Origin of the sequence: Pollutimonas nitritireducens, from assembly GCF_002849615.1 — a bacterium.
Lineage (GTDB): Bacteria > Pseudomonadota > Gammaproteobacteria > Burkholderiales > Burkholderiaceae_B > Pollutimonas > Pollutimonas nitritireducens.
Genome location: NZ_PDNV01000001.1, coordinates 453,493 through 472,819 on the forward strand (window position 1 = coordinate 453,493; position 19,327 = coordinate 472,819).

Annotated in this window: 18 protein-coding genes; 8 read left to right on the forward strand and 10 right to left on the reverse strand. The window is 58.5% G+C overall.

Annotation, left to right across the window (positions count from 1 at the left end; translation table 11 throughout):
* The first annotated feature begins 4 nt into the window (after positions 1-4).
* Entirely contained in the window at positions 5-2,545 is a 2,541-nt protein-coding gene (locus tag CR155_RS02150) for a cation:proton antiporter (RefSeq protein WP_102068343.1), read from the forward strand.
* Here the strand turns inward: CR155_RS02150 and CR155_RS02155 are convergent.
* The 5 genes from CR155_RS02155 to CR155_RS02175 are packed head-to-tail and all read right to left on the reverse strand — an operon-like array spanning position 2,540 to position 6,535.
* Positions 2,540-3,142 carry an SCO family protein gene (locus CR155_RS02155; RefSeq protein ID WP_102068344.1) on the reverse strand — a complete coding sequence of 201 codons (603 nt, stop codon included), beginning with the start codon at positions 3,140-3,142 and terminating at the stop codon, positions 2,540-2,542. The genes CR155_RS02150 and CR155_RS02155 overlap by 6 nt on opposite strands.
* A gap of 19 nt (positions 3,143-3,161) precedes the next feature.
* Positions 3,162-4,052: a heme o synthase gene (gene cyoE / locus CR155_RS02160; protein ID WP_102068345.1), complete on the reverse strand. Its 891-nt coding sequence runs from the start codon at positions 4,050-4,052 to the stop codon at positions 3,162-3,164.
* Positions 4,049-5,065, reverse strand: a complete 1,017-nt coding sequence (locus CR155_RS02165) for a COX15/CtaA family protein (protein WP_102068346.1) — start codon at positions 5,063-5,065, stop codon at positions 4,049-4,051. Before CR155_RS02165 ends, cyoE begins: the two co-directional genes overlap by 4 nt.
* Positions 5,066-5,071: 6 nt before the next feature.
* Positions 5,072-5,716: an SCO family protein gene (locus CR155_RS02170; protein WP_102068347.1), complete on the reverse strand. Its 645-nt coding sequence runs from the start codon at positions 5,714-5,716 to the stop codon at positions 5,072-5,074.
* A 9-nt stretch (positions 5,717-5,725) separates the two neighbouring features.
* Complete coding sequence (locus CR155_RS02175; protein WP_102068348.1) at positions 5,726-6,535, reverse strand: SURF1 family protein; 810 nt, start codon at positions 6,533-6,535, stop codon at positions 5,726-5,728.
* Positions 6,536-6,569: 34 nt separating this feature from the next.
* Between CR155_RS02175 and CR155_RS02180 the strand changes: the two genes are divergently transcribed.
* Positions 6,570-6,776 (forward strand): twin transmembrane helix small protein, encoded by a 207-nt coding sequence (locus tag CR155_RS02180; protein WP_102068349.1) that lies wholly within the window; start codon positions 6,570-6,572, stop codon positions 6,774-6,776.
* Between the two features lie 63 nt (positions 6,777-6,839).
* On the opposite strand, the gene CR155_RS02185 is transcribed toward CR155_RS02180, so the two are convergent.
* The 4 genes from CR155_RS02185 to coxB form a co-directional block, all read right to left on the reverse strand.
* Positions 6,840-7,715: a cytochrome c oxidase subunit 3 gene (locus tag CR155_RS02185; protein ID WP_102068350.1), complete on the reverse strand. Its 876-nt coding sequence runs from the start codon at positions 7,713-7,715 to the stop codon at positions 6,840-6,842.
* Between the two features lie 36 nt (positions 7,716-7,751).
* Positions 7,752-7,976 (reverse strand): DUF2970 domain-containing protein, encoded by a 225-nt coding sequence (locus CR155_RS02190; RefSeq protein ID WP_102068351.1) that lies wholly within the window; start codon positions 7,974-7,976, stop codon positions 7,752-7,754.
* Positions 7,977-8,105: 129 nt separating this feature from the next.
* Positions 8,106-9,704, reverse strand: coding sequence for a cytochrome c oxidase subunit I (gene ctaD / locus CR155_RS02195; protein WP_102068352.1), 1,599 nt, complete (start codon positions 9,702-9,704; stop codon positions 8,106-8,108).
* Positions 9,705-9,789: 85 nt separating this feature from the next.
* Positions 9,790-10,947, reverse strand: coding sequence for a cytochrome c oxidase subunit II (gene coxB, locus CR155_RS02200; protein WP_102068353.1), 1,158 nt, complete (start codon positions 10,945-10,947; stop codon positions 9,790-9,792).
* A gap of 259 nt (positions 10,948-11,206) precedes the next feature.
* Between coxB and CR155_RS02205 the strand changes: the two genes are divergently transcribed.
* From CR155_RS02205 to CR155_RS02225, 5 genes are all read left to right on the forward strand, one after another.
* Positions 11,207-12,040 carry an NUDIX hydrolase gene (locus CR155_RS02205; protein ID WP_102068354.1) on the forward strand — a complete coding sequence of 278 codons (834 nt, stop codon included), beginning with the start codon at positions 11,207-11,209 and terminating at the stop codon, positions 12,038-12,040.
* A 128-nt stretch (positions 12,041-12,168) separates the two neighbouring features.
* Positions 12,169-12,906, forward strand: coding sequence for a PhaM family polyhydroxyalkanoate granule multifunctional regulatory protein (locus tag CR155_RS02210; protein WP_102068355.1), 738 nt, complete (start codon positions 12,169-12,171; stop codon positions 12,904-12,906).
* 27 nt (positions 12,907-12,933) lie between these two features.
* Entirely contained in the window at positions 12,934-14,310 is a 1,377-nt protein-coding gene (gene glmU, locus CR155_RS02215; protein ID WP_102068356.1) for a bifunctional UDP-N-acetylglucosamine diphosphorylase/glucosamine-1-phosphate N-acetyltransferase GlmU, read from the forward strand.
* Positions 14,307-15,701 carry an MFS transporter gene (locus tag CR155_RS02220; RefSeq protein ID WP_102068415.1) on the forward strand — a complete coding sequence of 465 codons (1,395 nt, stop codon included), beginning with the start codon at positions 14,307-14,309 and terminating at the stop codon, positions 15,699-15,701. Before glmU ends, CR155_RS02220 begins: the two co-directional genes overlap by 4 nt.
* A 6-nt stretch (positions 15,702-15,707) precedes the next feature.
* Entirely contained in the window at positions 15,708-16,769 is a 1,062-nt protein-coding gene (locus tag CR155_RS02225) for a glycosyltransferase family 4 protein (protein ID WP_102068357.1), read from the forward strand.
* Positions 16,770-16,780: 11 nt separating this feature from the next.
* On the opposite strand, the gene CR155_RS02230 is transcribed toward CR155_RS02225, so the two are convergent.
* Positions 16,781-17,275: an Lrp/AsnC family transcriptional regulator gene (locus tag CR155_RS02230; protein WP_102068358.1), complete on the reverse strand. Its 495-nt coding sequence runs from the start codon at positions 17,273-17,275 to the stop codon at positions 16,781-16,783.
* Between the two features lie 147 nt (positions 17,276-17,422).
* On the opposite strand from CR155_RS02230, the gene glmS reads away from it, so the two are divergent.
* A complete protein-coding gene (gene glmS / locus CR155_RS02235) occupies positions 17,423-19,255 on the forward strand; it encodes a glutamine--fructose-6-phosphate transaminase (isomerizing) (protein ID WP_102068359.1) in 1,833 nt (610 codons plus the stop codon).
* Positions 19,256-19,327: the final 72 nt, after the last annotated feature.

Below are 19,327 nucleotides of genomic sequence, written 5' to 3' on the forward strand. Positions count from 1 at the left end.
GGATATGCAAATAGGGCATCTGGTGTTTGGCCTGGCCGGTCTGCTGGCCATGGTCTCTTTCATGCCGCCGGTCGCGGGACGACTGCGCTTACCCTATTCGGTACTGCTTGCTATCGTTGGATTCGTGTTAGGCCTGATCATCCATGTGCACAGCTGGGCGCCTCTGGTCATGTCGGATTTTCTTGATTCGCTCCAGCAGTTCGAGGTGTCTTCGGAGACCTTTCTCTTCGTTTTCCTGCCCATTCTTTTATTCGAAACCGCCCTTGCCCTGAACGTGCGTCGGTTGATGGATGACATCGGACCCATCCTGATGATGGCCATTGTCGCCGTCATTGTGTGCACGGTGGCGGTGGGATTCTCCCTGGACAGTGTTTCCGGCTATGGATTGGTGGTATGCCTGATGCTGGGGGCCATTGTGGCGACGACGGATCCTATTGCGGTGGTCGGCGTCTTTCGCGAGGTGGGCGCACCCAAGCGTCTCACGACCCTGGTGGAAGGCGAATCCCTATTCAATGACGCCGCCTCCATCGCGCTGTATTCGGTATTGGTGACCATGCTGTCGGGCGGCGGTGACCTCTCGGTCGGCCATGTGTTTTACCGTTTCGTTTTCAGCTTTGTCGGGGGCGGGGTGGCAGGTTTCCTGATGGGGCGCCTGGCCAGCGGACTGTTTATCTGGCTGCGCGGTTGGCCGACTGCGGAAGTCACGCTCACCATCGCGCTGGCGTACCTTACCTTTTATATTTCGGAGCACTACCTGGGTGTTTCGGGTGTGGTCGCCACGGTCATTGCCGGCCTGGTGGTCGGCTCCAGCGGCCGCACCCGAATGTCTCCCACGACGTTCGAGCAGTTGTCGGCATCCTGGTCCCAATTCGGCTTCTGGGCCAACTCCCTGATATTCGTTTTCGCCGCCATGCTGATCCCGCGCATGATCGCCGCGATCACCTGGACCCAGGTTTTGCTGATACTGCTGGTCTTTGTCGTCACGTTGGCGGCGCGGGCTGTGATGGTCTTCGGTGTCCTTCCCGTGTTGGGACTTACGCGGCTGGGCACCAAGGTGAGCCCCGCCTATCGGGTGGTGATGTGGTGGGGTGGACTGCGCGGGGCGGTCTCACTGGCGCTGGCCCTTGCCGTGACCGAGCAGGAGAATATTCCGTATGAGGCGCGCCAATTCATTGCCGTGGCAACCACTGGGTTCGTGTTGATGACCCTGTTCATAAACGGGATCAGCCTGCGTCCTTTGATACGCCGGCTCCGCCTGAACGAGCTTTCTCCCTTCGACCGTACGTTGCGCAACCAGGCCTTGGTCATTGCCCTGGAAGACCTGCGTACCAGGACCGACGAAATTGCGGCCCACGAGAACATAGGAAGCGACGTTCAGGGGCGCGTGCACGCCGTGTTCGACGCCGCACAAGCCAGCGTGGACGGCAGTGAAATCCGGCAGTTGTCGCACGAGCAAAAAGTCTCGATGGGCCTGGCCATCCTGGCGTCGCGCGAAGAGGAAATGTTCTTCGACACGTTGAAAGCCCAGGTGGTGGATTGGCGTACAGCGGAATCGCTATTGGCGCGCGCGGAGCGCATGCGCGAGGCTGTGCGATCGGGTGGACTGGACGGCTTTGATGCCGCCATCGCGGCCGATGTACGTTACTCGACGGCATTCCGATTGTCGTTGCGCGTGCACCACCTTTTCGGCTTCCAGAGCTGGCTCGCGCGTGAGCTGGCCAAGCGCTTTGCCAATCTGATCAACAAACGGTCGGTGGCGCAGCGGCTTATCCAGTTCGCCGAAAAGGAAATACAGCCGCTGCTAGGGGTGGAAGCCACCGCGGCCATCATCAAGGCCCACCGCCGCCGTCTGTCGTTGCTTGAAACCGCATTGCAGGCGTTGAACCTGCAGTACCCGCTCTTTGCACATTGGCTCCAGGAATCGTATCTGGGACGAATGGCACGGGCGCTGGAGCGTTCGCACTATCGCGACATGCTATCCCACTTTCTCATCACCGGGGAGATGTACGCGGATCTGAGCAAGCAAATCGATCAGCGCTGGAGCCACATAGACAAGCGTCCCGCGCTGGATATCGCGATGAGTGCAGCCGAATTGATCAAGCGCGTACCCATGTTTGAAGGCTTGTCCGCCGAGTCGTTGAGATTTGTGGCCAGACTGCTGAAACCCAGGCTCGCCGTACCCGATCAGGAAATCGCGATGCAGATAGGCCGCACGCGCGTCATGTATTTCGTGGCTTCGGGCGCGGTGACCATACACTTGCCGGATCAGACGACGGTGGAACTCGGCACCGGGGAAATCTTCGGAGAAATGGCACTTGCTGCTGCCACTGAATTCGAAGCCAGGGTGACATCGCTGGGGTACAGCCGTTTGCTCATGCTGACTGAAGGCGATTTCGCTACATTGCTGGCGCGGGATCCTGCTTTGCGCGAAAAAATCGATGCGGTGGTCAAGCAGCGTTTGCGTGCGCTGGAAGTGTGGCAGCAGTTCCAGTCTGGCGCGCGCCAGCATGAAGCGCTGCCGGAACTGAGCACGAAGCCTTTATAGCAACTGCCTGATATCGCTGGCGATGTCTTTTGCCGACGTGTTGCCGCTGACCAGTACCCGGGCTTCGCCGTCCTGATCAAGAATGTAGAAGGACGAGGCGTGATCCATGCCGTATTGGTCGGCCGTACCGCCCGGCGACTTGGCATAATAGGCCTTGAACGATTTGGCGGTCTTGCCGAGCTGTTCCGGCGTGCCCGTTAGCCCCACGAATGAAGGGTTGAACGCCTTGACATAGGCAGATAGCACTTCCGGCGTATCACGCGCTGGATCGACACTGACCATCAGTACTTGCACCTTGGAGGCATCGCTACCCAGCAGATCCATGGTTTCTGAGAGTTCCGCCATGGCAGTGGGGCATACGTCCGGGCATTGGGTAAAGCCGAAGAACACCACGGCGACCTTGCCTTTGTAGTCAGCCAGCGTACGCGGCTTGCCGCTGTCGTCGATCATGTCCAGGTCGCGGCCCAGCTGGGTACCCGTGATGTCCGAGCCCTGGAATGCCAGCTCTTTCTTGCCGCAAGCGGCCAAGGCGGTCGATACCGCCAACGCTGCGGTGGCGGCTAAAAGAATGCGACGCTTGCTTGAAAAACCAGACATGAATACCTCGTGGTGTGAATCAGATGAATGCAACCCAATGGTCTACCAGTAGTGCGCCAAACAACAACGCCAGATACAGGATGGAGAAGCGGAAGAGCTTGCGCGATAGCTCGTCGGAATACTCTTTATATAGACGCCAGGCGTACGAAATGAACAGACCGCTGAGGATGATGGCGGCCACCAAATACACCAGGCCGCTCATGCGCACGACATAAGGAAGAAGCGTAGCGGCGAAAAGCACAAAGCTGTAGAGCAGGATATGCAAGCGCGTAAACTGCTTTCCATGGGTGACGGGCAACATGGGCAGGCCTGATTTGGCGTAATCGTTGTTGCGGTACAGGGCTAGCGCCCAGAAATGGGGTGGCGTCCAGATGAAAATGATCAGGACCAGTACCCATGCCTCGGCCGGCACGGCGTTGGCAATAGTTGCCCACCCAAGCGCGGGTGGCATAGCCCCCGACAAGCCGCCGATCACAATATTCTGCGGTGTAAGAGGCTTCAGGATGATGGTATAGATAATGGCGTAGCCGACGAAAGTAGCGAAGGTCAGCCACATGGTCAGTGGATTGACCAGGGTGTATAGCACCAGCATGCCCAGCCCGCCCAGCAGCCCGGAAAGAATAATCACTTGCAAGTTGCTGATGGTGCCGCGCGCGGTGCCGCGTCGGGCTGTGCGCAGCATGCGGGCGTCGATCTCTTGTTCAATCAGGCAGTTCACGGCAAATGCCGCGGCGGCCAGCAGCCAGATGCCGACGGTGCCGGCCGCGACCTTGCCCATGTCGGGCAGACCGGGGCTGGCCAGGAACATGCCTATCACAGCACAGAAGACGGCAAGCTGCGTGACGCGCGGTTTGGTCAGGACAAGATATTGCCGAAAAATGGCGGGCGTTGGGGCGGGAACGGAAGTCATGCCGGTATTTTAGCCCTATAGTCGTCGCGCGACAGGCGCACCAGAAGAGTGACGCAGGCCAGGACCAAGCCCGCTGCGCCGCCGTTATGCAATACAGCGATCAGGAGTGGCCACTGGAAGAAAATGGTGGTCAGCCCTGTCAGCAACTGGGCCAATAACAAAGCCAGAACCAGCTTTGCAGGATCACGCAGGCCGGGCTCCGCCAGCATCTTTGCCGCGAGTATACCCAAGTAGGCAAACACGATGAACGCGAAATTGCGGTGCACCCAGTGTATGGCGGTGAGGGCGGACTGGGATATGAATTCGCCCGAGGGCAACAGGCCCAGGCCGCGAATCAGCGAGTAGCCACCTTCAAAATCCATGGGTGGAACCCATACCCCATGGCATTTCGGAAAATCCATGCAGGCCAGCGCCGCATAGTTCGTGCTGACCCAGCCTCCCAGGGCTATCTGAATAAATAGCAGCATGACCCCGAGCACCATCCAGGGACGCCAACGCAGTGCTTGCAAGGTGAGCGGCTGATGGAGCTTTTCGCGGGCAGCCAACCAGGTCATGAGCGCCAGCAGGATCATGCCGCCCAGCAAGTGGCTGGTGACGACGACAGGCATCAGTTGATGCGTGACGGTCCAGGCACCGAATGCGCCCTGTATGCAGACGGCAATCAACGTCACAATGGCCAGGCGCGGCGTGTGACCCAACTGAGCGCGATAGCGCCAGGCCATGTAGACGATGCCGATGATCATCATGCCCAGTATGGAGCCGACATAGCGGTGGATCATCTCGATCCAGGCCTTGGAGAAACTGACCGCGCCATGCGGCATTGCTTGCAGCGCCTGTTCGATATGGCCGCTGGCACCGATAGGCGTGATCTTTCCATAACAGCCCGGCCAGTCGGGACAACCCAGTCCCGAATCGGTAAGGCGTACAAAGGCGCCGAACATGATCAGGTCCAGCGTCAGGAACCAAGTCAGAAACACCAGTTTCCGGTAGCGCTTGATAATTCTTTCCTGCATGCCTGATCAACCTATGCGTGAATTGCGTATCAATTTCCGGATGTCGTCGCGGACTGAAACGGGATCGGCATCGGCGGGAAACTCAAGCATGAGGTTGCCCAGCGGATCTATGATCCACATCGGTGCCTTCAGCGCCGCCTCGCGTTCGGCGGCACTGGCCTGGGGAGCCAGGTAATTGGCGAGCTTTTCAGGATCGGCACGCAGCATATGGGTGCCTACATAGGCCTGCTTAATCTGCTCAGAAACAGGGGCACCGTCTGTCAGGAACCAGACGCGTGCCAGGCGCTCAACGTTCTTGCCCTGGCTGGCGTGCGAATTGCGCAGAATGAATAGTTTTTCTACACAAGATTCGGGACAGGCGCCCTCATCGGCGCTGACCAGCAGCCATTTCCCGCGCAAAGTGTTCAGATCGAAGGGCTGGCCGTCGAGGGTGGTCAGCGGCAATGCGGCGGCTTCAGGCATGGGCCTTTGCGGCTGTATCAGTTCGCCATAGGCGGTGGATTCTGCCGGACGCAGTCCCAGGGCCGGCACATAATAAGCCAGCAAGGCAAGAACCAGCGGCGCCAGGCAGAGTGCCAGAATCACGAACAAAGGTGCCTTCGACCGCAGTCGTGAGGGCTGTTTGGGTGGAACTTGAGTAGGGCTGACCACGATGTTTCCTTACAAGGTCGGAGGCTTAATTTTTCGGCGCAAGACGCGCCATACAATAACCAGCCAGGCGCCAGCAGCTATGGCGGCGAAGCCAAACCACTGCAACGCATAGCCACGGTTCTTGTCGGAATCCAGTGACGGCTCCGGCCATTCCTGCAGCAATGGTGTGCCCGACTGCACATCGGCGGCGAGCGCACTGGATTCAGCGGACTGGGCCAGCACTGTGGGCAGAAAGTTCAGTCCGGCTGCCTTGCCATAGGCTTCGATGTCCAGGTTCTGCACTTTCGGCACGGGTGTTGTCGTATCGGGCAAGGCGGATGGCAACTGGCTGGCATCGTCCTGAGACAAAGACATTAACTCAAAAAGCCGAGGTACGCGTTCCAACAACTGGCCGCTGACGGTTTGCGGGCCGGCTGGGGCAGGAATCACCGGCACGGTTTCGCCGGGACGCATGGGCCGGGCCATCCAGCCGCGCAGCACCAGAATGGCGGAATTACTTGCCTCATCAACAAGCAGTGGCGTGGCTACCCAGTAACCTGGCCGGCCCTGGTAGTTGCGGTTCTCGAGTAGTACAGTGAGTGGATGCAGCCACACTCCCTGGGCGCTTGCCGGTCGCCACGGCACGAGTTCCGTGGCGGGTGTGCTGGCGTCCAGATGCAATGCAGCTGTGCTTCGGCCGGCTTGTATGGCAGCCTTGATGGCTTCACGTTGGCCAGCCCGATCCAGCTGCCAATTGCCCAGCGATGCGAACACAACCGCCATGATGCCCAGCAAGATTAATGCGGCAATAATGCGAAAACCAGTGTGTGTACGGGCCATGTCTGCAATAATTCCACTTTCAGCGGAGGGCGTAATGCGTTTTGTAGTAATCCTGGCGTTCCTGGGTATTGTCGGAAGTCTGGCGTCCGCGCTGTTCTATCTGATGCGCGACAAGGGCGGGACCAATCGTACCGTGAACGCTTTGACCGTACGCATCGGGTTGTCGATAGCGTTGTTTCTATTTGTGCTGTTCGCCCATTACATGGGCTGGATCCAGAGTACCGGCATATCCGCGGGTTGACATAAATCGCCATCCAGAAAAAAGGCTGGCAATGCCAGCCTTTTTTTCGGGCATCGCTTCTGTTTAGAACCAATACACGAACAGATACAAGCCCAGCCATACAACGTCAACAAAGTGCCAATACCATGCAGCGCCTTCGAACCCGAAGTGATGCGAAGCGGTGAAGTGCCCTTTGATGAGACGGAACAGGATCACCGTCAGGAACGTGGCGCCCAATATGACGTGGAAGCCGTGAAAACCGGTAAGCATGTAGAACAGTGAGCCGTACGCGCCAGAATCAAAGCGCAGGTTCAGGTCCTGGTAGGCGTGCATGTATTCATAGCTCTGGACACCTACGAAAGTGAAGCCCAGGATGACCGTAAGCGCGACCCAGAAAATTGCTTTGCCGCGATGGCTGGCGCGCAGTGCATGGTGCGCAATGGTCAGTGTCAGGCCGGAGGTCAACAGCAGAGCCGTGTTGATCGTAGGCAGCCAGAACGGACCAACGGTCTTGAATGCCGGTACAACGCCGGCAGGCCCCAGGTTGGGCCACGTTCCGGAGAAGTTAGGCCATAGCAATGTTTGGTGGTCGATATTGCTGAGCCATGGTGTAGTCACTTCGCGGGTGTACCAGAGCGAACCAAAGAATGCGGCAAAGAACATCACTTCGGAGAAAATGAACCAGGCCATGCTCCAGCGGTAGGAATGATCGACGCGGGCGTTGTTCATCCCGCCTTCGGATTCGCGTATGGCGTCGCCGAACCAGCCAAACAGCACCACGAAAAGGCCAAGAATACCGACGATGAACAGCCAGAAGCCCACTTCATAGCTATTGATCCAGAAGGCGGCACCCAGCAGAGCCAGCAGCAAGCAGAAACTTGCGCGTACGGGATGTACTGAATCGGCAGGCACGTAGTAGTAAGGTGCCTCGTTGCCCTGAGCCAAGTGACTTGCACTCATGGTGTTCTCCTGATGCGAATTATTAAATTGAAAATGCTAGGTCAAATAGAAAATAAACCAGCGGGCAGCCATGATCAAGGCCACTACGAAGACGATGGCGGCCAGCACGCCAGCCAGAATCAGATGCACCGGGTTGAGCTTGGAAATGTCTTCGGTATAACCCTTGCCCTTGCGTACGCCAAAAAAGCCCCAGGCCACGGCCTTCAGTGTCTGGAAAAAGTTCAGCTTGCGCCGGGAAAGCTCGTGGATATCTCGCGTCATGCCGGGCTAGCCTCCACCCAGTGACCCACCGCGCCAGAAGGTCCACGCGACGATCGTCAGCACAATGATGACAAGTACGATGGCGGTGTGGCGGTTCTTCCGGCGTTGTTCGGGTGTCATTGATTTACCTTACTTGACAACGGGGGGGACAACAAAGGTATGGAAAGGTGCGGGCGAAGGCACGGTCCATTCCAGACCCGTTGCGCCCTCCCAGGGCTTAGCCGGGGCGGGTTTTCCGTGCCCGGCATACGAGCGCAGGATGACGAACAGGAATATCAGTTGCGACAGGCCGAACCAGAAGGCGCCAATCGTTGCGATTTGATTGAAATCGGTGAATTGGGCCGAGTAGTCGGCATAACGGCGTGGCATTCCGGCCAGCCCCAGGAAGTGCATGGGGAAGAACGTGATGTTGAACGAAATCATGCTGGACCAGAAGTGCGTTTTGGCCAATTTCTCGTTGTACATGCGGCCTGTCCACTTCGGCATCCAGTAATAGGCGCCGGCGAACATGCCGAACAGCGACCCGGCCACCATCACATAATGGAAGTGGGCGATGACGTAGTAGGTATCATGGACCGCAATATCGATAGGCGCAACTGCCAGAATAAGGCCAGTGAAGCCACCGATGGTGAACACAAAGATGAAGCCGATGGCGAATAGCATGGGCGTTTCAAACGTCATGGAGCCGCGCCACATGGTGGCTACCCAGTTGAATACTTTCACGCCCGTGGGAATGGAAATCAGCATGGTTGCGTACATGAAGTACAGCTGTCCGGTAACCGGCATGCCGGTTGAGAACATGTGGTGAGCCCATACCAGGAAGGAGAGAATGGCAATGGCTGCGGTGGCATATACCATCGAGGCATAGCCGAACAGTTGCTTGCGGGCAAATGCAGGAACCACGGCGGACACGATGCCGAAGGCCGGCAGGATCATGACGTAGACTTCGGGATGGCCGAAGAACCAGAATACGTGCTGGTACAGGACCGGATCACCGCCGGCGGCGGCGTTAAAGAAGCTGGTGCCGAAGTGGCGGTCGGTGAGCAACATGGTGACTGCCGCGGCCAGCACAGGCATGATTGCGATAAGCAGGTAGGCAGTGATGAGCCAGGTCCAGCAGAACAAAGGCATCTTCATCAGGGTCATGCCGGGAGCGCGCATGTTCAGGACGGTAACCACGATGTTGATGGCGCCCATGATGGAGGAGGCACCCAGGATGTGGACCGCGAAAATGGTGAAGTCCATGCCGGGACCCATTTGCAGCGAGAGCGGCGCGTACATGGTCCAGCCGGCGGCATTGGCGCCGCCTGGAACGAAGAACGACGAGGTCATCAGGATGGCGCCGATGGGCAACAACCAGAAGCTGAAGTTGTTCATGCGAGCGAAAGCCATATCGGACGCGCCGATTTGCAGGGGGATCATCCAGTTGGCAAAGCCCACAAATGCCGGCATGATCGCGCCGAAAATCATGATCAGGCCGTGCATGGTGGTGAATTGGTTGAAGAGTTCTGGCTGGAAGAACTGCAGGCCGGGCGAGAACAGTTCTGTGCGCACCAACAGTGCCAGCACGCCGCCTTCAAGCAGCATGCAGAACGAAAAGAGCAGGTACATGGTACCGATGTCTTTGTGATTGGTGGCAAATAGCCAGCGCCGCCAGCCGTGTGGCCGGTGGTCGTGGTCGTCGTGCCCGTGACTGGCTGGGACGTGATCGGCAGTAACGCTGCTCATGGTGGAACTCCTTCCTACTCAACCAGACGCCGCATGACGGCTATCCGGTAAAAACATTCGAATGTGTCTGTAACGTGCTATCGACTTAGCGCAAGGCCTTGACGTTGGCAGGTTGAACAACGGGATCCTGACCTTTACCGGCATTGCCCCACGCGTTGCGGGAATAGCTGATCGCAGCGGCAATTTCGACATCGTTCAACTGATCACGGAAGGCCGCCATGGCAGTGCCGGGACGTCCATTGAGCACGGTGAGGATTTGGTCTTTCATGGGGCCGAGCACTTGCTGGCTTCCGTCGAGGGCAGGGAATGTGCCCGGAAGGCCTTTTCCAGTTGCCTGGTGACAGGCTACACAGTTTGCAGTGTAAACCTGTTCACCGCGAGCGACGAGCTCTTCTTTGGTCCATTCCTTGTTCGGATCGTCGGCCGCCGAAGCCATGGATTTCTTCTTTTCGGCTGACCATTTTTCGTAATCGGCTTGCGATACGACGTCAACGACGATGGGCATGAAAGCGTGATCTTTACCACAGAGTTCAGCGCACTGGCCACGGTAGGTACCGATTTTCTCGGCGCGGAACCAGGTGTCGCGCAGGAATCCGGGCATCGCATCTTGCTTTACGCCGAATTCCGGAATCATCCAAGAGTGAATGACGTCGTTGGCGGTAAGAACGATGCGTACCTTTTTGTTGACTGGAACGACAACGTGGTTGTCGACTTCCATCAGGTACAGGTCGGTGCGTGGAGCAGTACCTTCGATCTGTTCGCGCGGCGTCGCCAGGTTAGCCAGGAACTTGACGCCCTGGGCAGGACCGTCGAGGTATTCATAGCCCCATTTCCACTGATAGCCCGTAACCTTGATGGTAAGGTCGGAGCTGCTGGTGTCTTTCATGGCCACGACCGTGCGCGTGGCAGGCAATGCCATGGCGATCACGATGATGAAGGGAATGACGGTCCAGGCAATTTCAATACCTACGTGCTCGTGGAACTTCGCAGGCACGGCGCCGCGCGATTTGCGGTGCATGAAGATGGAGTAGAACATTACTCCGAACACGCCAACGAAAATCACGGCGCAGATGATAAGCATCATCCAGTGTATCCACATGATGTCCTGCGCGATCTGCGTTACTCCCTCGTGCAGATTGAGCTGATTGACCCTGGGGCCTCCCGGCATGTCCTTGACCTGCGCACCGGCAGCGCATGCCGTTAGCAATGCGCCAGTGCCCAGTAACCCTCTCAACTTCTTCATGCTGACCTCGAAATACGACGTGTTCTGGACGAATGTTGACTTTGATCAAACGGAGTGATCGGGAAAACACCGAACGAACACATAATTATTGAACGGCAGGTTTAAAATGTTGTACGTTGGGTAATACCTGCTCGAATCACCTATAGACCGCGGAATTATAGCGAACAAGCGCTGACGATGGGCTGATTCAGCGTCAAAGGCTTGAACAGGCTCGCGCCCGAACATGCGTAAGTAACCCAGCATCTACTACAATTATTGCATGAAAGATGCACCCGCCCATGCACTGACGCTCGCCATAGACGCGCGTTATCAAACACTTGCAAAACGAATTCAACACCTGCCACCCACCGGATCGCGACCGTTGACGGTCGCTGGAAAGGTCGCGGGCTGGATTACCGCCAAGGCGACCCGTCACCTGGTCGGCCTGCCCGGCATATATGTTGAAGACGAAGCGGTGCACATCACCGCCGCTGCCGGGCAACGCAAATCCCTGAATACGGTATTGGCGGAATTGGCCGTGGCGCTCAGGGACGCGGGTTGTCTGCGCACGTGGAGGGACGAGCTGCTGGATGTCGTCGGCGAAGGGCGCCGCCTGGCAGTCATCGAACGAGCTGCCGTGCGCCCCCTGGGGCTGCTGACCAGGGCGGTGCATTTGAACGCATGGACGCCCGAGGGCAAGCTGTGGATCGCACGCCGCGCCTTAAGCAAGTCGACTGATCCCGGCATGTGGGATACGCTGGTCGGCGGGCTGGCCGGCGCCGGGGAAAGCCTTGATGTTTCTTTGTTGCGGGAAAGCAACGAAGAGGCCGGACTGATCGCCAGCGACATCGAGGACAGGTCTCCTTTGCGCATTATCCTGCGCATGCACCGACGCCTGCCGGAAGGCTATCAGGTCGAGGACGTGCTTGTCAGTGACTGCATCCTGCATGAATCGGTGACGCCTAGAAACCTGGACGGCGAAGTCAGTGAGATCCGGCAAGTCGACATCGATGAATTGTGGGCGATGGTCGAGTCGGGCGAGTTTACGCGGGAGGCCGAGCTGGTCATTCTCGAAGGTTTGCGCAAGCGGGTGCGCGAAGGACTTATCCGGTAGCGCCGAGTGCTGGGCTCCACGGCCATTAGACGGCGGCCCGGGTTCAGTTTAAGCTAGCGTGAGACCTGGTCCGGCGCACATAACGGTACGCAGCCAGGGTCCCCTACGATTGTGCTCAAGGAGGCGACATGGTCACTCAAAACAACAATCCGTTTGTATTGCCCGGTTTCGGTCAAACCGGCGATATGGCCCAGAACCCACTTATCGCCAGCATGGAGATGATGCGCCAGGCCTGGCAAGGGCTGGCAAGCGCCGGCGGCGCGAATGCCGGTGCAATGGCGGCGCCTATTTCAGTCGAAGACCTCGAGCGGCGCATCAGCGATTTGCGAGCTGTGGAAAACTGGCTGCGCCTGAACCTGTCCATGCTCTCCAGCACCATACAGGGGCTTGAAGTACAGCGTTCAACCATTGCCACCCTTAAGTCGTTCATGACATCGGCGACCGCCGCAGCAAGCGCCCCGAACGGACCGTCACCACTGGAAGTGGCGCTGGGCATGGTGGCGCCTGCCTCGCAAGGCAGCGGGTCGTCGTCGGCCGCTGCCACGGGCAAGGGCAACAGCGAGCCGTCCAAAGACACGGCCGAAAGCAATGCCGCCGGGACGACCGCCGCCGCCCAGGCATGGTGGGACATGGTGCAAAAGCAATTCGACACGCTGGCGGCGGCTACAACCGCGACCCTGCAGGGCGCCGAGGCGGTGAAGACTGCGGCGCAACAGGCAGCTTCAAGTGTGTCGGCCGACTCGACCTTGGGCAAGGGCAGAACCAAGGCACAAGGTGCCACCGCGAGCCAGTCCCCGGCGCCGCGAAAAGCCGCGGCCAAGAAAGCAACGACGCGCAAGCGGGCGCCGGCCGCGCGAAAGCCATAATTCTTTACTCATTTTTTAAGTAATTTCATGCTCAATATTGTTATTCTTGCCGCCGGTCTGGGCAAACGCATGCAGTCCGATTTACCAAAAGTATTGCACCCGCTGGCCGGCAAACCCATGCTCGCCCATGTCCTGGACAACGCTAGGCAGCTTGGGCCGGACCGTATCATCATCGTGGTAGGACATGGCGCCGATCGCGTCAAGGCGGCGTTTGCCGATCAGGCGGACCTGCACTTCGTCATGCAAGTTCCGCAGCATGGCACCGCGCATGCCGTGCAGCAGGCGGCCGGCCTTTTGCTCGAAGGGCAAGCGGCCGCGCAGGACGCCACGCTGGTGCTGTATGGCGATGTCCCTCTGGTGCAGACCGGGACCTTCCAGCGGCTGTTGGAGGCAAGGGGACAAGGCATGGCGGTGCTCACCGAGACATTGGCCGATCCCACCGGTTATGGCCGCATCGTACGAAACGATAGCGGCGAAGTGCTGCGTATCGTCGAGCACAAAGATGCCACGCCAGCCGAGCACGCCATCGCCGAGGTGAATACTGGCATTCTGGTTGCCCCCACGGGCCGGCTCAAAAACTGGCTTACACGCATCAACAACAATAACGCCCAGGGTGAGTACTACCTTACCGATGTGGTCGGGCTTTCTGTGCAGGACGGTTTGCCGGTGCATGCCGCGCAGCCTTCAGCGGGCTGGGAAACGCTGGGCGTGAACAGCCGTATCCAGCAGGCACAACTGGAACGCGATTGGCAGGGCGAGCAAGCCCGCCGGTTACTGGAAAAGGGCGTTACGCTGGCCGACCCCGCTCGTTTCGATTTGCGCGGTTCGCTGGACTGCGGCCGCGATGTCTCCATTGACGTCGGTTGCGTTTTTGAAGGTGTGGTCAAGCTGGCCGACGGTGTCCGCATCGGCCCGCATTGCGTCATCAAAGACGCCGTCATCGGCGCGGGCACGCATGTCGAAGCCTTCAGCCATATCCAGGAAGCGACGATTGCCGATGAGGCACGCATAGGACCATACGCGCGCCTGCGGCCGGGTGCCGATATCGGCACGCAAGCCCACGTCGGCAATTTCGTGGAAATCAAGAAAAGCCAGCTGGGTAAAGGTTCAAAAGCCAATCACCTTGCCTATATCGGCGATGCCGTAATAGGGCAACGCGTGAACATAGGCGCTGGCACCATTACCTGCAACTACGACGGCGTGAACAAGTCGCAGACCATCATCGAGGACGACGCCTTCATCGGATCGGACACTCAACTGGTGGCGCCGGTACGGGTCGGTCGTGGCGCTACGCTGGGTGCCGGCACGACCTTGACCAAAGACGCGCCTCCGGACCAGTTGACCATATCACGATCGGTGCAGCAGACTATCAAGAGTTGGGTGCGTCCCGTCAAGAAGTCCTGACCGTGCCTGACGCTGCACCTCGGCCGAGGCCCACGAATCTGCCTGACGGATTGCCCACGCCTGAACGCTATTGGGCCGCGCTCGGCTTGTTGCTGGCCATCACCATCACGGTGCTGGATTCCAGCATGGCCAACGTCGCCTTGCCGGCCATTGCCCATCAGTTGGAAATCGATCCAGCCGCCGTGGTGTGGGTGGTCATCGCCTACAACCTGACGGTGGTGGTCTCCTTATTGCCGCTATCGGCCGTGGCCGAGCGCATCGGCTTCCGGCGCATGTTCGCGATCGGCATGACCATATTCCTGCTCTCGTCGATCACATCGGCCATGTCGAACTCTTTGCTGACGTTGACACTGTCGCGCATTGTGCAAGGATTGGGTTCCGCCATGCTGATGTGCATGTTTGGCGGCTTGGTGCGCAATACCTATCCGCTCAACAAACTGGGAACGGGCATCAGTGTCAACGCCATGACGGTGGGGGTGATGGCGGTATTGGGTCCCACAGTAGGTGCATTCATCCTGCAACTGGCATCATGGCAGTGGATATTCCTCGTCAATATCCCGATAGGCGTCGCCGCTTATTTTTGCATCCGCTTCCTGCCCGAGGTACCACGCAGTCGGGGTCGGTTCGACTGGATCGCCTGTGCGCTGAGTGTGCCGGTATTTGGCTTGTCGATCGTGGGACTGGATGCGATTGTCAAGAATCCCACGCGTGCCGCGCTTTGCCTGATCGTGGCGGGCCTGGCCGGATGGATATTGGTACGGCGTTCGCGCGGACAGGTTGCGCCCATCGTTCCCATCGATTTGCTGCGCATTACGCCTATTGCATACGCCGTCGGTGCATCGGCATTTTCATTTGCCGCACAGATGGCGGCGTTTGTCTCGCTGCCCTTCTATTTTCACCAGGAGCTCGCTTTTTCCTTCGGCGATGTCGGCCTCTTGCTGGGCGCCTGGTCGATAGGCGTTGCAGTCATGGCGCCCGTTGCGGGACTCCTGTCGAATCGCTGCTCCATTGCCGTGTTGTGCGGTATTGGCGCGGCGGGGATGGCGACGGGACTGTTCTGGGTCATCATGCTTCCGGCCGGCGCAGCCTTCGGATGGTTGATGGCGGCGATGCTGATGGGCGGCGTGGGTTTCGGGTTTTTCCAGACACCCAACAATCGGGCGATGTTGGCCGGCGCGCCACGGCATCGCAGCGGTGCGGCCGGCGGCATGCAGGCCACCACCCGCGTCTTCGGCCAGAGCTTTGGCACCGCCCTGGTTGCCATCGCCTTCAATGTCAGCCAGACGCAAGGCGCCGTGCTGGGTGTATCGGCCGCCATCACCTGCGCCCTGATCGCGGTGGTTATCAATATCTGGCGGCAGTTGAATCCTTCCCTGGACCTGGAGCTCTAAACCATCATGCGCATACTGCAGATGAATTTCGAACGCGGCTGGCGGGGCGGCGAGCGACAAACCTTGCTGAGCATGCGGCAGTTCCGGGATGCCGGGCATGACGTATCGCTGCTGGCGCGTCGCGGGGGCGAGCTTGCCCGCCAGGCCATAGCCCAGGGATTCACAGTGCATGAGCCGGCCAACGTGCCGGCACTATGCGGCTTTCTCGTTCGTCATGGCCGCCGCTACGATATTTTGCATGCGCAAACCGCCAATATGATGACCTGGCTGGCACTGCTGAAGCCTTTGCTGGGGCGCCGCGTCGTCTTCACTCGGCGGACCGCTTTCCCGGTAAAACGGCGCGAACGCCAGACTGCCTGGAAGTGGCGTAGGGCCGACGTGCTTGTTGCCATCAGCCAGGCTGCGGCTTCAGAGCCGCGTCGACTTGGCCTGGTGGCAAGCATCATCCCGAGCGCCATCGAGGTTAAAGCATTGGACCAAGGACACATTGCAGCATTTACCCGGCAATTTGACCTGGCCGATAAACGAGTGCTTGCCACCGCAGCCGCATTAACCGCCGACAAAGACCCTTGCACGTTGATACGGGCTGTACATCGCCTGCACCAGTTGCGCAGCGATTTTGTGTTTTTGCATTTGGGGGCGGGCGGTGGATCAGAATCAGAAGCACGCGCACTGGTGCGCGAGCTGAGCCTCGAGAATATCTATTTGTTCGCGGGTTTCCAGTCCGGCATCGATGATCTGTACCGGCTCATGGACGTATTCGTCCTGAGCTCCCGAAGCGAGGCTTTGGGCACGAGTGTGCTGGATGCGTTCTTGTACTCGGTTCCCGTCGTCGCCACCAATGCAGGCGGGCTGGCTGAAATCCTGGCGGGCGGCCGAGGAATCATGTGCGCGGCGGGCGATCACGAAGCGCTGGCGGCCGGCATGGACCGCGTATTAAATGATCGCAGCCTGCGGGCCAGCATGGTCGAGAACGCACGCGACTATGTCTTGCGTGAGCACGATGCCGGCGTCATGGCCAAGCGTTACCTGGTGCAGTACCAACGTTTGATCGACCGGAACACCTAGGCATTGTCGGGTCAGTTTCCTTTTCTTGCGAGCGTCATGCGCGTCTCGAACTTGCTTCGATGCATGGAGAAAAACGTTCGGACATTGCGCACATTGGCGCGAGAAGTGAACGTCCGATGCGCCAGTGCGTGGTAGGCAGGCATGTCAGCCACCTGCGCAATCACAATGAAGTCGGGCCCGGGCGACACGCGATAGCACTGCAGAATGGCGGGATCGTCGGCCAGGCTTGCTTCAAACGCATCTAGATGCTCGGCGGTTTGCACGTCCATCGTGATTTCAATAATGGCAGTCAGCCCTTGACCGACTTTTTGGGGGTCGAGGATGGCGACCTGTTTGTGGATGATGCCTTCCTGTATAAGGCGGCGGACACGCCGCAGGCAGGTCGGGGGCGAGGCGTGCACAAGCTGTGCAAGGTCCTGATTGGTCATGGAGTTGTCGGCTTGTAGGTGTTCGAGTATCCGAAGGTCGAGCTCGTCGAGCTCCAGGGGAGCAGTAGGTTCCGTCATTTATTTCTATTCACTATTCAATTTGAAATAAAATTACATAGTAAGCTAGTATGGAAATAAAATACCATTTATGCCTTCAATAAGAAACCTTATTTCTTTCAATGTTGCGCACAATAGCCTTTCTTTGACATCGGCCGGAGTTTATCTATGTGCGGAATTGTTGGCGCAGTGGCGCAACGCGACATCACCCCTGTTCTTCTGGAAGGGCTTAAACGCCTGGAATACCGTGGATACGACTCCTGCGGCGTGGCCGTGTACGCCGATGGTGAATTGCGGCGCGCGCGCAGTACAGAGCGGGTTGCCGAACTCCAGTCGCAAGTCGAAAAAGACAAGGTCGCTGGCTTCACAGGAATTGCACATACCCGCTGGGCGACCCATGGCGCCCCCGCCACCCACAATGCCCATCCCCATTTTTCCGGCCATGCCAAGAGCTCGCCCCGCATCGCGCTCGTGCATAACGGCATTATCGAGAATCACGACGAACTTCGCGAAGAACTGCAGGCCGCGGGTTATGTATTCGAAAGCCAGACCGACACCGAGGTCATCGCACATCTGGTCGATCACCTGTATGCCGGTGATCTTCGTGACGCGGTGCAGCAGGCAATCCGTCGTCTTTCGGGCGCCTACGCCATTGCCGTATTCTGCCGCGACGAACCCCACCGAGTAGTCGGCGCACGCCACGGATCGCCACTGGTCGTGGGCCGTGGCGTCAATGAAAACTTCCTGGCATCCGATGCATTAGCGCTGGCCGGCACCACCGATCAGATCATCTATCTTGAAGATGGCGACGTCGTCGACCTACAACTGGCACGAGTATGGATCACCGACAGCGACGGTCGTGCCGTGGACCGCGAAGTCCACACCGTGCAAGTGCACACAGGAGCGGCCGAGCTAGGGCCATATCGCCACTACATGCAGAAGGAAATTTTCGAGCAGCCGCGCGCCGTGGCCGACACCCTGCAAGACATTGAAAGCATTACGCCGGAACTGTTTGGCGACCAAGCCTATAAAGTGTTCAAGGACATCGACAACGTGTTGATTCTGGCTTGCGGCACCAGCTATTACGCCGGATTGACCGCACGCTACTGGATAGAATCCATCGCCAAGATACCGGTGAACGTTGAAATCGCCAGCGAATACCGTTATCGCGACAGCGTGCCCAACCCGCGCAGCCTAGTCGTCACCATTTCCCAGTCCGGCGAAACCGCCGACACCCTTGCCGCCTTAAAACACGCACGCGGCCTGGGCATGGAACACACCCTGACGATCTGCAACGTTGCCACCAGTGCCATGGTGCGTGAATGCAAACTGGCCTACATCACGCGCGCAGGCGTGGAAATCGGCGTGGCGTCCACCAAAGCGTTTACCACGCAGCTGACCGCCTTGTTCTTGCTGGCGTTGGCCTTGGCCCAGGCCAAGGACCAATTGAGTGAAGTGAAAGAGGCGGAGTCCTTGAAAGCGCTGCGCCACCTGCCGGTTGCCATCGGAGCCGTACTGGCGTTGGAACCGCAGATCATGGCCTGGGCCGACCGCTTTGCCAGCAAGGAAAACGCCTTGTTCCTGGGGCGCGGCATGCACTATCCCATTGCCCTGGAAGGCGCGTTAAAGCTTAAGGAAATCAGCTACATTCATGCCGAGGCTTATCCCGCGGGTGAATTGAAGCATGGTCCGCTGGCGTTGGTGACGGAAGCCATGCCTGTGGTCACGATCGCACCGCGGGATGAACTGCTGGAAAAGTTGAAATCCAATATGCAGGAGGTCCATGCGCGCGGCGGTGAGCTGTATGTATTCGCCGATGCCGATACCAGGATTGGAAGCAGCGAAGGGATACACGTGATTCGCATGCCGGAGAATTACGGGAAATTGTCGCCTATTCTGCACACGATACCGCTGCAGTTGCTGGCGTATCACACGGCGTGCGCGAGAGGGACTGATGTGGATAAGCCGCGGAATTTGGCGAAGAGTGTGACGGTGGAGTAGGCGGCGTGGAAATGCAGTCGGTTTTGAAGTGCAGAAATAAAGTCCGCCCTTTGGAAATAAAGTCCGCCTTTT

Coding starts and splice junctions, on each gene's coding strand:
- CR155_RS02150 (WP_102068343.1), top strand. CDS start 5: ATGCAAATAGGGCATCTGGTGTTTGGCCTGGCCGGTCTGCTGGCCATG.
- CR155_RS02155 (WP_102068344.1), bottom strand. CDS start 3,142: ATGTCTGGTTTTTCAAGCAAGCGTCGCATTCTTTTAGCCGCCACCGCA.
- cyoE (WP_102068345.1), bottom strand. CDS start 4,052: ATGACTTCCGTTCCCGCCCCAACGCCCGCCATTTTTCGGCAATATCTT.
- CR155_RS02165 (WP_102068346.1), bottom strand. CDS start 5,065: ATGCAGGAAAGAATTATCAAGCGCTACCGGAAACTGGTGTTTCTGACT.
- CR155_RS02175 (WP_102068348.1), bottom strand. CDS start 6,535: ATGGCCCGTACACACACTGGTTTTCGCATTATTGCCGCATTAATCTTG.
- CR155_RS02180 (WP_102068349.1), top strand. CDS start 6,570: ATGCGTTTTGTAGTAATCCTGGCGTTCCTGGGTATTGTCGGAAGTCTG.
- CR155_RS02185 (WP_102068350.1), bottom strand. CDS start 7,715: ATGAGTGCAAGTCACTTGGCTCAGGGCAACGAGGCACCTTACTACTAC.
- CR155_RS02190 (WP_102068351.1), bottom strand. CDS start 7,976: ATGACGCGAGATATCCACGAGCTTTCCCGGCGCAAGCTGAACTTTTTC.
- ctaD (WP_102068352.1), bottom strand. CDS start 9,704: ATGAGCAGCGTTACTGCCGATCACGTCCCAGCCAGTCACGGGCACGAC.
- coxB (WP_102068353.1), bottom strand. CDS start 10,947: ATGAAGAAGTTGAGAGGGTTACTGGGCACTGGCGCATTGCTAACGGCA.
- CR155_RS02205 (WP_102068354.1), top strand. CDS start 11,207: ATGAAAGATGCACCCGCCCATGCACTGACGCTCGCCATAGACGCGCGT.
- CR155_RS02210 (WP_102068355.1), top strand. CDS start 12,169: ATGGTCACTCAAAACAACAATCCGTTTGTATTGCCCGGTTTCGGTCAA.
- glmU (WP_102068356.1), top strand. CDS start 12,934: ATGCTCAATATTGTTATTCTTGCCGCCGGTCTGGGCAAACGCATGCAG.
- CR155_RS02225 (WP_102068357.1), top strand. CDS start 15,708: ATGCGCATACTGCAGATGAATTTCGAACGCGGCTGGCGGGGCGGCGAG.
- CR155_RS02230 (WP_102068358.1), bottom strand. CDS start 17,275: ATGACGGAACCTACTGCTCCCCTGGAGCTCGACGAGCTCGACCTTCGG.
- glmS (WP_102068359.1), top strand. CDS start 17,423: ATGTGCGGAATTGTTGGCGCAGTGGCGCAACGCGACATCACCCCTGTT.